Annotated in this window: 8 protein-coding genes; 4 read left to right on the top strand and 4 right to left on the bottom strand. The window is 67.0% G+C overall.

Going from position 1 to position 16,100, the window contains the following annotated elements; genetic code table 11:
• The first annotated feature begins 28 nt into the window (after positions 1–28).
• Positions 29–2,050: an integrase gene (locus tag ACLLJJ_RS34310; RefSeq protein ID WP_434598409.1), complete on the top strand. Its 2,022-nt coding sequence runs from the start codon at positions 29–31 to the stop codon at positions 2,048–2,050.
• The gene (locus ACLLJJ_RS34315; protein ID WP_434598411.1) at positions 2,047–2,481 is read left to right on the top strand and encodes a hypothetical protein; all 435 of its coding nucleotides are present in this window, start codon (positions 2,047–2,049) and stop codon (positions 2,479–2,481) included. Before ACLLJJ_RS34310 ends, ACLLJJ_RS34315 begins: the two co-directional genes overlap by 4 nt.
• Positions 2,482–2,854: 373 nt before the next feature.
• Here the strand turns inward: ACLLJJ_RS34315 and ACLLJJ_RS34320 are convergent, their stop codons facing one another.
• Positions 2,855–5,107 (bottom strand): N-acetylmuramoyl-L-alanine amidase, encoded by a 2,253-nt coding sequence (locus ACLLJJ_RS34320; RefSeq protein ID WP_434598413.1) that lies wholly within the window; start codon positions 5,105–5,107, stop codon positions 2,855–2,857.
• Between the two features lie 447 nt (positions 5,108–5,554).
• On the opposite strand from ACLLJJ_RS34320, the gene ACLLJJ_RS34325 reads away from it, so the two are divergent.
• Positions 5,555–11,788 carry a DNRLRE domain-containing protein gene (locus ACLLJJ_RS34325; protein WP_434600593.1) on the top strand — a complete coding sequence of 2,078 codons (6,234 nt, stop codon included), beginning with the start codon at positions 5,555–5,557 and terminating at the stop codon, positions 11,786–11,788.
• Positions 11,789–11,909: 121 nt separating this feature from the next.
• Positions 11,910–12,185 (top strand): hypothetical protein, encoded by a 276-nt coding sequence (locus ACLLJJ_RS34330; RefSeq protein ID WP_434598415.1) that lies wholly within the window; start codon positions 11,910–11,912, stop codon positions 12,183–12,185.
• A gap of 86 nt (positions 12,186–12,271) precedes the next feature.
• Here ACLLJJ_RS34330 and ACLLJJ_RS34335 read toward each other — a convergent pair whose 3' ends face one another.
• The 3 genes from ACLLJJ_RS34335 to ACLLJJ_RS34345 all read right to left on the bottom strand — a co-directional run bounded on the left by ACLLJJ_RS34335 (position 12,272) and on the right by ACLLJJ_RS34345 (position 16,085).
• A complete protein-coding gene (locus tag ACLLJJ_RS34335; protein WP_434598417.1) occupies positions 12,272–13,099 on the bottom strand; it encodes a glycoside hydrolase domain-containing protein in 828 nt (275 codons plus the stop codon).
• A gap of 360 nt (positions 13,100–13,459) precedes the next feature.
• Complete coding sequence (locus tag ACLLJJ_RS34340) at positions 13,460–14,743, bottom strand: ATP-grasp domain-containing protein (RefSeq protein ID WP_434598419.1); 1,284 nt, start codon at positions 14,741–14,743, stop codon at positions 13,460–13,462.
• Between the two features lie 82 nt (positions 14,744–14,825).
• Positions 14,826–16,085: an MFS transporter gene (locus tag ACLLJJ_RS34345; RefSeq protein WP_434598421.1), complete on the bottom strand. Its 1,260-nt coding sequence runs from the start codon at positions 16,083–16,085 to the stop codon at positions 14,826–14,828.
• Between the last annotated feature and the right edge of the window lie 15 nt (positions 16,086–16,100).

Here is a 16,100-nt window from a genome sequence, read left to right on the forward strand (position 1 = left end):
TGTTCGGATCGGCACTCCGGCCTCGCGCATGTCGCGATTCGGAGACGAGATATGGCATGTCCAGCCGGCCCACCGCGACGCGCACGTGCAGATCTCGGCCATCTCCTGGCCCAGCTTTCCCGCCACACTGCGCCAGCATTTCCGCACGTTCTTCCTGGCAGCCCTTGACCACCCCGTTCCAGTAGAGCCGGGCGGGCGGCAACGCCCCGCCGAGCAGGCCAGCATCGGCAGCCTCCCCTACTGGATCATCGACATGCGGGTCCTGGCGCTCTGGCTGGACGAACAGGGGATCCACGACTTCTCCGAGGTACGCGACGCCGATCTCGAGACTTTCCGGACCTACGTGCTGAGCCTCAACCGCACCGGTCGCCGAAAATCCGACCTGATCAGCGCGCTGCGCCTGCTTTGGCTCTTCAGCGAGCACATGCCCACCCAGTGCCGCCTCGACTGCGACTTCCCCTGGCCCGGCCAGACCGCCAAGGAGGTCGTCGGGGCACCGGCAGGGACGGGGAGGGAGAACGAGGTACCCCGCATTGCCGACTGGACCATGGAGGCCCTCTTGGGCTGGGTCCTGGTGATGATCGAGGACATCGGACCTGACATTCGGGACGCCTGGCACGAGTACCAGCAACTGGAGGCCGGGAACCACCACTCGCAGGCCCGGTACTCCGGCACACGGGAGGAACGGCTTCGCACATACCTCTCGTACTGCCGTCAACAGGACATCGCCCTGCCGGGCCACGAAGCAGGCGGAGGCGCCAATCACGGGCACATCAAACGACTCATAGGCATCCCGAAGGGACTTCGCCAAGCGATGACCGCGCCCATGCTGGGCCTCCTTGCCGACAGTGATCTGCCGACCGAGCCCTTTACCGGCATCGGCCGCATCGCCGGTCGCGCCCATGGCCGCCCCTGGGCCGAGCGCCCTATCACTGTCGCAGAACTCCCGACCCTGGTAAGGCTGTTGTCTGCCGCACTGTTCACGGCGGTCTGCTACCTCTCCGGCATGCGCCCGGGTGAGGTCCTCAATCTCCGCCGGGGATGCCGCGATACGGACGAAGAGACAGGTGAGCTCCTGGTCCACGGCTTCCGCGGTAAGGGCTTCGACCGTGTCCCCGACCAGCCAGACGCTTCCGAGCCCCTGCGCCCGTGGGTCGTCGTGGACGTGGTGCACGCCGCCATCGGCCTCCTGGAAGAACTACATGATCTGCCGATGCTCTTTCCTTCGAGCCTGATTCACGCCCACGACCAACGTCCCGCCACGGTCAACGCCCGCAGAGGCCGCGCCATGAACGACGACATCCAGGATCTGATCTCCTGGATCAACTCCACCTACCGCAGGGCGGATAGCGACGCCACCATCCCTGCCGATCCCGCTGGCCGCATCAACGCCGCCCGCTACCGTCGCACACTCGCCCGCTTCATCGTCCGCAAGCCGCGAGGACTGATCGCAGCCGCACTCCAATACGGCCATATCAATACAAAAGTAACCATGAGCTATGCCGGGTACGCCGATCCCTCCTGGCTGCACGACGTCGCCGTGGAGAAACTCGAGTTCATTATCGACCAGGTCGAACAGGACAGCCAGCACCTCGCAGCCGGTGAACACGTCAGCGGCCCCTCTGCCGACGAATACCGGGCCCGCGTGGAGCGCACCGCGTCGTTCGGGGGCCGAGTGGTGACGAGCGCCGGCAGCGCGGAACGCCTTCTCGAGCAGGCGGATCCCGCGATCTATCACGGACAGGGCATGACCTGCGTATGGCGCGCGGCCACGGCCGCCTGCCGCAAGGCCAAACTCGCACTCGGACTGCCGGACGATGACACACCGGACGAGTCGGAGTGCCGATCCTCGTGCACCAACCTCGCCTACACCGACCGCGACATCGAAGACGTGCAGCTCCGCCGCGAGCGGCATCGGGCCGACGCGACTGATCCACTGACCCCCAAACCGCGGCGCGACCGCGCGGCGGCGCAGGCCACCCAGCTGTCGAGGATCATCGACCGCCACCACGTACAGGGCGTCCCTGGCGCCGAGGAGGATACCGCATGAGCCGTCGTCCCCGGGACCTGGAAGCCGAACGCACCGCGCTCAGAGCCGCTGCTGATCGCCTCCTGGCCGGCACGCCCCTGCGCTCCGCCTCCGGGAATCTCACTGCCTCCGAGTTGCTGCGCGAGTCCGGTCTCCGGCGCGATGTCGCCTACGGCGACCACAAGGACCTCGTCGAGGAGTTCCAGGCGCGGGTGAAGGCGCAACACTGCACTCCCGCCGCGATGCAAGAACTCGCAGAGCAGAACGCCCAGCTGAAGGGTCGGCTGGCCGACGCCACCAAGGCACTGGCCCACGAGCAGAAAACCAGCGCCGCGCTCCGGCGGATCATTGCCGAGCTTGATCTGGAGCTCCACCAGGCTCAGGACGGCCTCGGACATGAAGGAAACGTCACTCGCCTTCCGGCTCCGCGACGATCAACACCACGTCGATGACGGATCCTGCAGCGTCAGCTTCCAGGCGATGACGTCATGGATGACGCCTGCGAAGTGTTCGACGGACCGGCCTGCCGCACGGGAAGAGTGCGGCAGCCGTCACAACTGCTCCGCATCCAGGGGTGCACGGCTCGTCGGGTCGACCTGTGGACGATGCGCGGCGCGCAGAGCGAGCATCCTGGTGAAGCCGCCGCCAGGGGTGTCCCCGTGGGCGAATCTTCAGCCTCTCTGGTCCTTGGCCGGTGCCTTCAGCAGCCGGTCGAGCTCGTTCCCGGCCTCGCCGTACCCAGCGCCGGAGACCCGACCTCTGTCGTCCGCTTCGTGATGGAGCTGACGGCCGGGCGCTGCACGAGGCGCCCGGCCCAGCTTATGTCTACTTGATGTAGACGAGCCCGTCGGTGGTGATGGCCGGACGACCGGTCGTGCCGACGACGACGATCTTGACGGTGTGCTTGGTACTGCTGCTCCAGGTCTTGGCCCAGAGGGCTTCACGGTATTTGGTGGTGGAGGATTTGAGGTCGATGGTGGCGACTTTGGTGCTGTCGACGTAGATGTACGCCTGGCCGGAGGTGGAAGCGCGGGAGACGACCCATGCCGCTGAGCGGCCGGTGAACGTCCATGTCAGTGAGGCGTTCTTGGATGAGCTGGAGTACGACTTGCCGCCCAGGTAGCTGGAGTACGACTTGCCGCCCAGGTAGCTGGAGGACGACTTCGTCGTCCAGGTGCCGGACTTGATGGCTGCGGTCTCCTGGAGGATTACCGGTGTGGCGGTGACCGAGGCCGAGGCGGTGTTGCCCGCGTAGTCGTAGGCCGTCATATTCCAGGCCCTGGCTGTGCCGGATGGGGCGGTGTGCGAGGCACTGGCCGTGGCCGGTCCGTAGGTCTTGGCTACCGGTGCGGTCAGGCGGACTTCCTTGAGCGCGGCACTGTCGGCTGCTTTCCAGCTCAGTGTCAGGGGCACTGCTGTGGTGTTCACTGTGCCGGTGCGCAGGGCCAGGGCGGGCTTGGTGGTGAAGGAGGGAGTGGTCGTCTCTGCGATCACGGTCGCGGCTGAGCTGGTCGATGTCTTCCCGGATATGTGAGTGGCGCGGACGGCCACAGTGTGGCTGCCGATGGCGAGTTTCGCTTTTGCCGAGGTGGCCGTGCCCGCGGCAGTGGCGACGGGCTTGCCGTCGATGAGCAGTTCGTTCTGCTTGATCAGCGCATTCGGTGTGGTGGCCGACCAATTCACGGTGATGTCGGCCTTGGTGTAGTACTTCGTCCCGTACAGGCCGGCGCCGGTGACGGACTTGACCGCGAGCCCTGAGACGGGGCCCGATGCCCAGGTGCGGATGGTGGCCAGCTGGCTGTAGAACGCGTTGCCCGGGCACTGGGTGTTGTACCCGTCGCGGTGGCCGTGGATGACGGGGAAAGACAGCTGAGCGCCTTTGGCCCAGCTCTTGCGGAAGTAGTTGGTGCCCGCATCTCCGGCGGTCAGTGTGGTGGTGCCGGCGGGGTTCACGCCGTACTGGCCGAGTTTCCATGCGGCGATCCGCGCGACAGAGGTCATCGCAGCCTGGGAGGGGGCGGCGTCGGTGTAGGTACCGAGGACGGAGATGCCCGTGGTTTCGGCGTTGAAGCCGTAGGCGTGGGCGCCCTGGACCGGCTTGTCTACGCCACCCTTGCGGCCTTCGTAGATGGTGCCGCACTTGTCGACGAGGAAGTTGTAGCCGACGTCTTTCCAGCCCAGTTGCTTGACGTGGTAGGCGTAGATGCCGCGGACCACCGCCGGTGCCTGATCGCAGGTGTAGGTGTTGGACTCGGCGGTGTGGTGCACCACTACCGCTTTGATCTTGCCTTCTGGCAGATAGCCCGGCGCTTCCGGGCTGATCGACTCATCCGCCCCCCAGTCGGCGCGGGACGTGATGGGAGGGCTTGGAGTGGTGGGCGACGGAGTCGCCGGGGCGCTTGCAGTTGGGCTCGGGCTTTCTGTCAGGGACGGGGAGGGGGAGGCGGTCGGCTCAGTGGGTGGCGTGGTGGGTTCGGCCGACGGCTCGCTGACTGGCGGCTGTATGGGCGGCTCCTGGCTGGAGGACGTCTCCGGCTCCACCGTGGCGTCCTGTCCCGGCTCAGCGGAGTCCGACGGAGAGGGTGTCGGCTCGCCGGTCTCCTCGACGGCGAACGCAGCGGGCTTCATGCCGCTCGCACCGCCGGGGCCGGGATCGACCATGTCCAGGCGCAATCCGGCGGGCAGTCCGGCTGCCGTCTGTCCACCTGAGTTCACCCGGGCCTCGACTGCATTGGAGAGGCCGACCCACGCCGGCTCGGTGCCACCCCGGGCCGCGCCGTTCTCCCCCTGCCCGCTGTCACCGTCCAGCCGAAGCCACTGTGACCACTGCCCGGTCTTCATGTCGCGGGTACGGACCTCGACTTTGCCCGTGATGCGCGCGCCCGGGTCCGTCCATGTCATGCCCAGCATGCTGAACGGCTTCGCGTCGTGACGGCCCAGTGACGCGGCGCTCCCGTCCTGACTGGTCAGCAACTGTTGGGAGTACGCCTTGGCTTTGACCGGCTCCGGCTTTGCGTCTGTGCCGGTAGGCCCGTCCACGCCGCCGGTCGCTCCCTGAAAGATCAGCACTCCGGTCAACCCGGTTACCACGGCCGCGGCCGTGCCCCATATCCGATGCCGCTTCACGCAGCCCCACCCCTCGCTCCCTCGCCCTGTCAGCAGGACCTACGCCGGCTTCTCCGCACGTACAGGCTCGCCAGAAGGTACACCGCCAGCTGCCAACATCCGTACATCAGGAGCAAATTGAGGTGTCACTCACCAGAACCTGGGTATGCGAGTATGTTGGGGGCGAGGTAGTGGCGTATTTCACATGGTGGCCCTCCGTCGCGCTGTCGATCTTGAACCCTCTTGTCACACTTCCCTGTCTTTTCCTTGTCGGTACCTTCACGTATGCATCACATAAGTGAAATGCACACAGCAAGAGACCGAGGGATGATGACGGTTCATATACCCGCGCGATCAGGGCGCGGTACGCCATGGTCAAGTTGGAGCCTGCGATTCATAGCGGGCACACTCACGCTGGCCCTGTCGGTCACGCTCATCGACGGTGCGAGTCCTGCGGACGCCGCGGCGTCCAGGGCGCCTTCGGCGCCGAAGAAGCCGACGGCCACGCAAGCAGCGGATATCCCATCTGCGCGGGTTACCGCGCGGCTGTCCGGTAAGCGTGTGGAGGCCCTCTCAGAGCGGACCGAGACGTCCACGACCTGGGCCAACAAGGACGGTTCGCTTACCACTGAGCTCGCCGCCGGCCCGGTCCGGTTCGAAGACGAAACCACTGGCGGGTGGCGGGATGTTGATCTCGAACTCGTTCAGGGCTCTGACGGCTCGGTCGAGCCTACGGCCCACCCTCGCGGACTGAAGCTCGCGGGCAAGACCGGCACTCCCGCTAAGTCACTCAAGGCGGCGCAGGCGTCCAAGGCGACGGACCTGGTGACGCTCGGTGAGGGCGAGCAGCAGATCACGCTGCAGTGGAAGGGCGGGCTGCCCGCACCGAAGCTGGACGGCACACGGGCTGAGTACGTCAACGCCGTGCCTGGCGCGGACGTGGTGGTCGAGGCCACCCGTACCGGATTCGAGCAGTTCGTCGAGATCAAGCAGAAGCCTGCTACCGACGGCTACGCGTACACACTGCCTCTGAAGTCCAAGGGTCTGAAAGCCAAGCAGCAGGCCGACGGCAGCGTTCTGTTCACGGACAAGAGGAACAAGAAGCAGGCGCTAATGCCTGCGCCGGTGATGTGGGACGCCACCGTCGACGAGCGCTCCGGTGAGCACACCCGCCGAGTGCCGGTCGCCATGAAGGTGGTGGCCAGGGGCTCCAGCGTCGACCTGGTGATCACCCCAGATGCGGAGTTCCTCGCCGACCCGGCCACGAAGTACCCGGTGACGGTGGACCCCTCCACCTCCTCTCTCTCCAGCGTCTTCGACACCTATGTCCAACAGGGCGAGACCGTCGACTGGTCGAACGACGTCGAGCTCGACCTGGGCAACCCGGGAACGAAGAACGCCGACGGCACCCCCCGCACCGCACAGTCCTTCATTTCCTGGAACACCACGCCGATCCAGGATGCGCTCGTATCCGACGCGAAGCTGTCCCTGTGGAACTTCCACTCGGGCAACGACGTGGACTGCAAGGCATACCCGTGGGAGGTGTGGTCCTCCGGTGCTGCCTCGACGTCCAGCCGGTGGACGAACCGCCCCACCATGACGGCCAAGAAGGCCACCTCCACCGAAACACGCGGCAACACCTCGTGCACCACCCAGTCCGACGGGTGGATCAACGCCAACGTCACGACGCTTGTACAGGACTGGGCGTCGGCCAAGGCCACCCGCGGCCACATGGGACTGCGGGCAACCGACGAGAATGTGCTGGCGCAGTGGAAGCGGGTCAACTCGGCCAACGCCGCCGCCAACCCGCCCAAGCTGGTCGTCACCTACAACTACCGGCCGCGCACCGGCACCAAGCAGGAAGCAGGTCCCCCGTACTTCTCCTACTCCGGCGCCTACACCGTCAACACCGTCACGCCCACGCTGCGCGACACGTTCGTCGACGCCAACGGTGACAAGGTCAACGGCACCTTCCAGATCTTCGACAACGCCACCAACACCCAAGTCGGCGACGTCATCGTCTCGCCGTTCGTCCCGTCCGGGCAGGTCGCCTCGGTGACCGTGCCCTCCGGCGTACTGAGCAACGGCAAGACCTACAAGTTCCGCACCTCGCCATATGACGGCAGCCATTACAATGTGGGCTGGTCGGCGTGGAGGACGTTCACCGTCGACACTAGCTCTCCCTCGGCCCCGACGAAGATCACCTCGACGGACTACCCGTTGGGCAAGTGGGTCAAGGGGGCCGGGCAGGCCGGTAGCTTCACCGTCGCCCCGCCTGCGGCCGACCACAACTGGGTCGAGTGGTCCCTGGACGGAGTGACCTGGTCCAAGGTGGCCACCAGCGGCGCGAGCGCGGACAAGACCATTTCCGTCACCCCGCCCAAGAACGGCACCCACACTCTTCAGGTGCGGTCCGTGGACAAGGCGGACAACAAGTCGGAACCGGTTGAGTACACCTTCCACGCCGGACCGGGCGGATTCATTCAGCCGGCCGACGGCGAGCGCACCGCACGCCGCGTCCCGCTGGTCGCAGAGGCCGAAGCCGGCAAGTACGACAAGGTATCCTTCTCCTGGCGGCGCTCGGAGGCCGATGCGTGGACGCCGATCCCCGCCGGTCACGTCACGGCTGGGGGCACGCCGCTGACCACGTGGCCGGTGCCGCTGACGAACGGCAAGAATGCCGCCCTGGTGTGGAACGCCACTGACACAGTCGACCCGGACGGTTCGGTTCAGATCAAGGCCGACTTCACTGGCCCGGTCAGTGCCAGCGGCGAGACTCAGCCGCTGGCGGTCGTGGTCGACCGCAACGCTGATGGCGCCGCGGCAGCCGAGGCCGGCCCCGGCTCGCTCAACCTTCTCACCGGTGACTTCACCCTGTCGGGCACGGATGTGTCAGTGCTGGACATGACCGTCACCCGCAGTGTCTCTTCCCGCTCGCCGAACGCCGGCGCCAAGCAGGACAGCCAGGCGCCGATCTTCGGCAAGGAGTGGGTGGCGGGTACGGTCGCCCAGGCGGTCCAGTCTGACTACTCCGAGCTGCGCAAGACCTCGGCAACCTCCCTGGACGTCGTCACGTCGGACGGGGAGACGTTCTCATTCACCGCCAATGCAGCCAAGACCGGCTGGATCCCCGAGCCCGGCAGCGAGGAACTGACCCTCAAGGGCGCTTTCACATCCGGTGACTTCACCCTGTCGAACACCGACGGAAGCGTCACCACGTTCAGCCCCGTGGCGGGCTCCAGTACCGCATGGCCCGTTTCCCGCTCGCTGATCGACGGACAGGCCAACTCCACCACCGAGGTCGTCTCTGAAGCCGTCACCGTTGACGGCAAGGTCCTGGCCCGGCCCAAGCGGGTCATCGCGGCCACCAGCGCGGTGACGCTCGGCACCTGTGAGGCCACCCCGTCGACCCGTGGCTGCCGGGTCCTGGAGTTCGTGTACGCCGCCTCCACCACCGCGACCGGCTCGTCCCTGGGCGACTTCAAGGGCCAGGTCTCCGAGATCCGCGTGTGGGCGACGTCCCCCGGCGCCTCGGCATCCACCACGACCGCTGTGGCGTCGTACACCTACGACGACGCCGGGCGTCTGCGCGAGACCTGGGACCCCAGGATCAGCCCCGCGCTGAAGATGTCCTACACCTACGACAGTGCTGGGCGCGTCACCCAGATGAAGCCTCCCGCGCAGCTGCCGTGGAGCTTCACCTACGGAAAGGTGGGCAGCGACCCGCTCTCCGGTGAGGGGATGCTGCTCAAGGTCACCCGGCCGACCCTCAAGGCCGGATCCGCCGGAGAAGCCGACGGCAATACCGCCCAGACGTCCATCGTCTACGGCGTTCCGATGACCGGGACAAAGGCGCCTCACCTGTTGAGCGCCAGTGACGTCAAGGCGTGGGGACAGCTTGAGGCCCCCACCGACGCCACCGCCGTCTTCCCCACCGACGCGGTGCCCTCCTCGAATGACGGCCAAGCCCTGACGGCAGGCGACTACCGGCGAGCCATGGTGCATTACCTCGACGGCTCCGGCCGAGAGGTCAACACCGCTGACGCCGGCAAGAACATCACCACCACCGAGTACGACCAGTTCGGCAACGCGGTCAGGGAGCTGTCGGCTGCCAACCGCGCCCTGGCGCTCGGGGGCACCGACCCCGCCAAGGCACAGCTCGCGGACCTCGGTATTACTGCTCTGCCGACGGCAGAGCGAGCGGAGCTGCTCTCCAACCGCGGTATCTACAACGCCGACGGCTCTCGTGAGATCGAAACGCTCGGCCCGCTGCACCGAGTCGTGCTGGAAGCGGACCTGAAGGAGGGCACCACCACGGTGGCTGCCTCGGGCGAGCAAGCCATAGCCCGGCACCGCACAGTCAGCGAATACGACAACGGGCGCCCCACCGATGGCACGGCCTCCGTCTCCGACAAGGTCACCAAGAGCACAGTGAGCGCACAACTGCGCAACTGGCCGGCCCTCACGGCCGACGCGCGGGTCACCCAGACGGTCTACGACTGGGTCAAGGGCCAGCTCACCAGCACCATCCAGGACCCGAGCGGTCTGGCCATCACCGAGAAGGCCACCTACGACAGCTCCGGGCGCCTGATCAGCCGCAGCCTGCCCGCTTCCAGCGGAACCGACGCCGGCACCCAGATCACCGACTACTACACCGGTGACGGCACAGGCGTCTGCGGCGGAACGCCCGAATGGGCCGACGAGGAATGCCGGACCCGCCCGGCCGCTACGGTCACCGGCGGCGGATCCAACCCCTCCGAGCTGGTGACCACGACCGCCGAGTACGACCGGTGGGGCGAGACCGCCAAACTGACCGAAACCGCCAACGGCAGCACCCGCGTCACGACCACCATCTACGACGCCGCCGGCCGCGCATCGAAGGTCACCATCAGCGGAGGGACCGGCACTGCCGTCCCGGCCGTGACCACGACGTACGACCCCGACAGTGGCAAGGTCGCCACGATCACATCCGCCGACGGTGGAACGGTCAAGAAGGACTACGACCAGCTCGGACGGCTGATCTCCTACACCGACGCCGACGGTGGCGTGACCACCAGCCAGTACGACGCCGAAGGGCAGCCGCTCCTGGTGAGCGACAACATCCCCTCCAGCACCGCCTACGGCTACGACACCACGACCGACCCCCGGGGACTTCCCACCTCCATCACCGACTCGGTAGCGGGTAAGTTCACCGTCACCTACGACGCCGATGGCCAGGTCCTGACCCGGAAACTGCCCGGCGGCTTCACCATGCGCCAGAGCACCAACCCGGCAGGCATGCCCACCGACCGGAGCTACAGCCGCGACAGCGACGGGGAAGTCCTCTTCTCCGAAACCATCGTGCCCACCGTTCACGGGCAGCGTTCCTCCTACACCGGCTCCGCCGGCCAGACCGCCGGAGAGACCTACACCTACGACAAGGCCGGCCGACTCGCCCGGGCAGCGGACGACGCCGTCGACGGCACCTGCGTAACCCGCAGCTACACCTTCGACAAGAACTCCAACCGCAAGACCCTGGCCACCGCGGCTGCGGCCCCCGGACTGGAGTGCACCACCGCAGGTGCGACGACCACCAGTCACACCTACGACAGCGCCGACCGCCTGGTCGACGCCGGTTACTCCTACGATGCCTTCGGCCGCACCACCGCAGCCCCCGGCACCACGTTGGCGTACTACACCAACGACCTGGTCCGCCAGCAGGCCACCGGAAACCAGCGCCAGATCTGGACCCTCGACTCCCAGCTGCGCTCCCGCGCCTGGACGGTCGAGACCAACGCCTCGGGCACCTGGACCAAGACCCAGTCAAAACTCAACCACTACAGCTCCGACGCCGACACCCCGCGCTGGATCGTCGAAGACACCACCACCGGCGCCCTGACCCGCAGCGTCAACGGCTTCGACGGCCAGCTCGCCGCGACTACCGCCAAAACCGGCGGAACCGTCCTGCAACTGGTCAACCTGCACGGTGACGTGGCGATCCAGCTGCCCACCACCGCCGGACAGGCCGCCACGGTCCTCAACACCGACGAGTACGGCAACCGCACCGCGGACCAGGCCGCCACCCGCTATGGCTGGCACGGCGGACAGCACCGCTCCGGCGAGACCCTCACGGATCTCACCCTCATGGGCGTGCGCCTCTACAGCCCCACCCTGGGGCGCTTCCTGTCGGCAGACCCCGTCCCCGGCGGCAGCTGCAACGCCTACGACTACGCCTGCGCCGACCCGATCAACAACGAGGACGTGACCGGCTGCGCGACCTGCCGAGTCCCCAAGCACGCCTGGACCGGCCGCAGCTATACGACCGTCCTGCGCACCACCGGCTGGAGCTATGGCAGCTGGCAGAGCTACAACTACCACTGGTTCTGGGACGTCGTCAGCGGTGACTGGGGCCCGCTGCCCATCAGCTCCTGGAAGCGCCAGTACAAGTACCGCAAGCAGTACGTCTTCAAGTGCAAGGTGGTGGCCTGGTACGGCTGGGGCCGGCAGAAGATCCTCGCGTCCTTCGAGACCCGCTACCAGTACTCCTACCGCGACCGCACCACGTACCGCGTCGCATGGTCGGGCTACAAGTGGACCCGCACCGGCGGCTGGAGCTGGGCCCGAACATCACGGACCTACGTCTCCTACTACCGCATCGTCTACACCAGAGGCTGACCCGGACACTGACCGAACCTGAGTAATGTGGCGCTCCGCGGATCCGTCTGCGGAGCGCCACATCCGTTTACAGCCTTCAACAACTGGTGAAAGCCTGCCCACCCCCGCACGGGAGACACTCATGCTGTTCGTCATCGCCATCATCGGCATCTCCATACTCGGCTTCACCCTGTGGTACTCGGCGCGCGTCGCCAGAATGCGCGGCCTGCCCGCGTGGCGCAGGTTCCTCCCCCTCAGCCTTCTTGTGCTGTCCATCGCAGCCAGCCTGCTGCGAGCCGCTGACGTCCCCCAGGTCGCGAACGCTGTCGCCTTCCCCCTGCTCCTGGCTGCGATCGCGGTGTCCCTGATGGAAGTACGGGCCGAGAGGAACCGGCGCACACCAACGGTGACGCAGTAACCTCACCCTTCGGGTACCCCGTGCGCCCCTGAGCTGCCCCGGCTGGCCTCCCCCAACCAGCCGGGGTCTCGCTTGGTTAGAGCTTCTCAGCCGATGATGGCGACAGGGGCGTCCCAGGCGTTGCGGTCGACTGTGATGGTGTAACCGCCCCGCGTTTCTCTGCTGTTGACCATGTACTGGTGGCCGCGGCTGTGGTTGGTGTACTGAGCGGGGTTCCACGGCCAGTCGGTGGTGGTCGTGTTCTTTTTGTCCCACAGCGCGTACCAAAGGTTGCCTGGCAGGTCCGTCTTGTTCGTGGCGGTGGCGATGGCCTTGGCACTGGAGCTGCTGAAGCCGTAGAGGCCGCCACGGTAGGTTGCGTTCCGCAGCGTTTTGGTGAAGGAGCGCACGTAGGTGAGGGTGGCGTCGTTGCACGCCTTGTCGGTGATGTCGTACGACTCCATGTTCAGGTAGATCGGGCTCCCGGCTTTCATCCCGAGCGCTGACGCCTTGGCCACCGCGTCCTTGGCGTTACTCGCGCCGAGGGAGGCGGCCGTAGATGACGTGAGCCTCTCCGGGTTCGCGCTCTTCTGGCAGGGCGGCTGCGCGCCGACGTAGAGCGGGATGAGCTTCCAGCCGGTGGCGTTGACCGACTTCACCCAGGACTTGGTCAGGTTGGGCTGGGCACAGCCACGGTTCTTGCCGCCGATGTAGACAGCGGCGGCGCCGTAGAACTTGGTGTTCCACGCTTTCATCGCTGCGAGAGAGGGCGCAGTGCACGTATCGAACGCTCGACCGGTGTAGGTCTTTTGCGCAGGCCATACGGTGGCCGCCATGGACGTCTGTGCTGCGATTCCGGCACCCGCAGCGACGACGACACCCGTCGTCGCCCAGGCTATGTAGCGGCCCTTTTTAGACAGCCGATGACTGGACAATCCCCACCCCATTCGTATGGCAGCCTACGGCCGCCGTGTATCTGATGCGCCTGCAGAGGACAGCTTGTGCTACGCACAGCACGACCGCAGTAACGGGTGCAGCGCTTGCGTAGTGGCTCCGTACCTCCGCTTCGGATGCCCGAAGCGCATCGCAGAATAGCCGACGTCCGTATCGTGATGGTGAGCAGCTTCGCGTGGGCTCGGTTGGCGGCTGCACCAACGCTGGCGCCGGTCTGTGTGCAATCCGACAGTCTTGATTCCGACAAGTGACTTGCCTAATGAACTGCCAGGAAGAGCCAGCAGGTGAGGTGGAGATGATGAGTACGACTGCCGGTTCGACGGCGCGAGCTGCCCGGGCAGTTAGCGGACGCAGTGGGTCATCGCGGCGGGAGCGGTGATGGCGACGTCGATGAGCTGGGCGACCTGGTCCAGGGAGGTGTGGCAGTCGGCTGTGTTCGGGCCGGTGACCACCCAGTAGGCGAGTCGGTCATCGAGCGTGGAGTGCGGCGGAGCGGACACGAAGGCCCCGGGTCGCTGGCTGAGAACGGCCCGCTCCAGTTCGCGTATTCGGCCGACGGCGGGGTGTAACGCCAGGCGCTCCAGTACGCCGGATTCGAAGGGATAGGCGAAGCGGATGGCCGCGGCCGCGTGGGTCGTGGGTTCCAGCGCCGGAATGGTGCCGGTGGCGAGGGCGGCGGCGATCTGAGCCAGGTCTATTCCGAGAGCGTGCTGGGCCAGGAGGGGCAGGAGATCGCCGCCCAGCCGGCCGTTGATCTCAACGATGCGCGGGCCAGTCGCGGTGAGCATCACCTCGATGCACAGGACTCCGAGGGTGAGGCCGAGGGCGTCGACGGCTGCGGAGATGACATGTGCGAGGTCGGCATCGTGCAGCAGGGGGTCGGCGGCGTCGATCACGTGCCCGAACTCCTGCGTCGTTCCAGGCGGTGCGGGCAGCTTCCGGGTGACGGCCAAAATGCGGGACTGTCCCGCGCCGAGCACGGCGGTTTCCACGCTGATCTCCGCTCCATCGAGGTACTCCTCGACGAGCACACCGGCGGGGCCGTACTGCTCGAGACCGGCCACCGTCTCGCTGCTGGCCCGCTTGTACGCCTCATGGATCTGGCCGCGGTTGTCCGCACGGACAACGCCGGCGCTGCCGGCCTGTGACCGGGGCTTGACCATCACCGGATATCCGATCGTGTCGGCGTGAGTGAGAGCCGCTTCCAGGGTGGGCGCTTCCATGGCTCGGGCGGAGGGGACCTTGTGCTGGTCGAGCAGCCGACGCGTGGTGGCCTTGTCCCGGGCAGCAGCCATCGCCTCCGCAGAGCTCGAAGGCAGGCCCAGCATCTGGGCGATCTCGGGCGCGGTCACCACGTGGTGCTCCATGTAGGCCATGACGCCGCCGATGTTGTGGTCCGCGGCGAAGGCTTTGACCGCGGCGGCCACGGCGGCGGGATCGCTCAGGTCTGCGCAGACGTGGGGGTGGTCGGGCGCCAGGTAGGGGATCGTCCATGCGGGCGCAGCGGTGTCCACGAGCACGATGGGGTGTCCCGCGGAGGCGATGCGGGACAGGACGAATTCGCGGTAGGGGGCGCCGCCGTCCCCGCCGGCTCCGATCAGGAGGAGGAACGAACGTGAGGACATGACATCTCCAGGGGGTGAGGGGGTGTCGGATGGGATGGGCAGTGAGGGGCTGGGGTGCGGATGAGGTGGCCTTGGAGGAAGGTCAGGCGGGGGCGGTGGGTAGGCTCGGCTCGTGGCGCATCAGGGCTGCGAGCGGCACGCACAGGGCAGCGCCGAGAAGGCCGCAGAGCGCTGTCATCGCGGCGACGAGGTGCGGACCGCCGTGGGTGAGGGACCAGCCCGCGATGAGGGGCGCGCAGATGACAGCGGCCGCCAGGGTGGCTCCCCAGATTCCTGCGTACAGACCTCGTGCGTGCGCGGGGGCGAGCCGGTCCAAGATCATGGTTGCGGTGACGAAGAGGATGATCTCGCCGGGTATGCCGACGCAGGCCGCCAACACGTACCCCAGGGTGGTAGTGGCGAAGCCAGCTGAGCCGAGGCCGAGGCCCAGGATCAGCGCGCTGACCGCGAGTAGCGGCACCAGCGAGGCGCCTCGGGCGGCCCGGCGTGCCAGCCAGGCGTTGAGCGGTACGGACGGCACGAGTACCGCGCAGGCACTGGCGACCTGCGTCCAGCCGTAGGCGGACGCGGGCAGTTCGGCGTCGGTCATCAGCAGCGGGAGAATGCTGAAAAGCCCTGCCACTGGAATCAGAGCGGTGAAGCTGGCGCACCACAGCATCCACAGCCGCAGGTCGCGCAGCGCGGTGCGGAGGTTGCCGGTGTCCGTCGGAGCCGTGGGTTTCGGTTGGTCTGCGGGCAGGTAGCGCAGCGCGCCCAGGGCGAAAAGGGCGCAGGCGCCCGCGTTGATCCAGAACAAGGCCGACAGGCCGGTGATGTCCACCAGGAGACCGCCGGCACCGCCGGTGATCGCGGCACCGACGTTGATCCCGAAATGTCGCCACCCCGCGATGCGTGTTCGGGTGACGTCGTCCGGGACGTAGTCCGCGACCACTGCGGAGATGACCGGACGCGGCGCGTCATACACGAGACCAGCGACGACGGCCGCCGCCGCAACAGTGACCGGGGTCGCGGCTTCGGCCAGGACGGGCAGCGCAAGGGCAGCCAGAACCATCGCACCGACCAGCGTGGAACGACGCCCCAGAGCGTCAGCTGCCCGGCCCAGGAGGATCTGACCAGCGAGCCAGCCGACACCGAACAAGGCGAGCACGACGCTGACCCCTTGGGCGGAGAAGTGCAGCTCAGCGAGACGGTAGGAGAGGAACGGAAAGCTGAATCCCGCAGCGCGGATCAGGGTGGCGCCCACCACCAGCACCCAGACGACGGACAGCCGCTCGCGGTCAGGACTGGGTGGCAGTGCAGCAGGAATCGACGGGACTGGGGTGAACGCACGAGTAGTTGACAACACGTACTCCAAGAA

Source organism: Streptomyces sp. A5-4 (assembly GCF_051131715.1).
Lineage (GTDB): Bacteria > Actinomycetota > Actinomycetes > Streptomycetales > Streptomycetaceae > Streptomyces.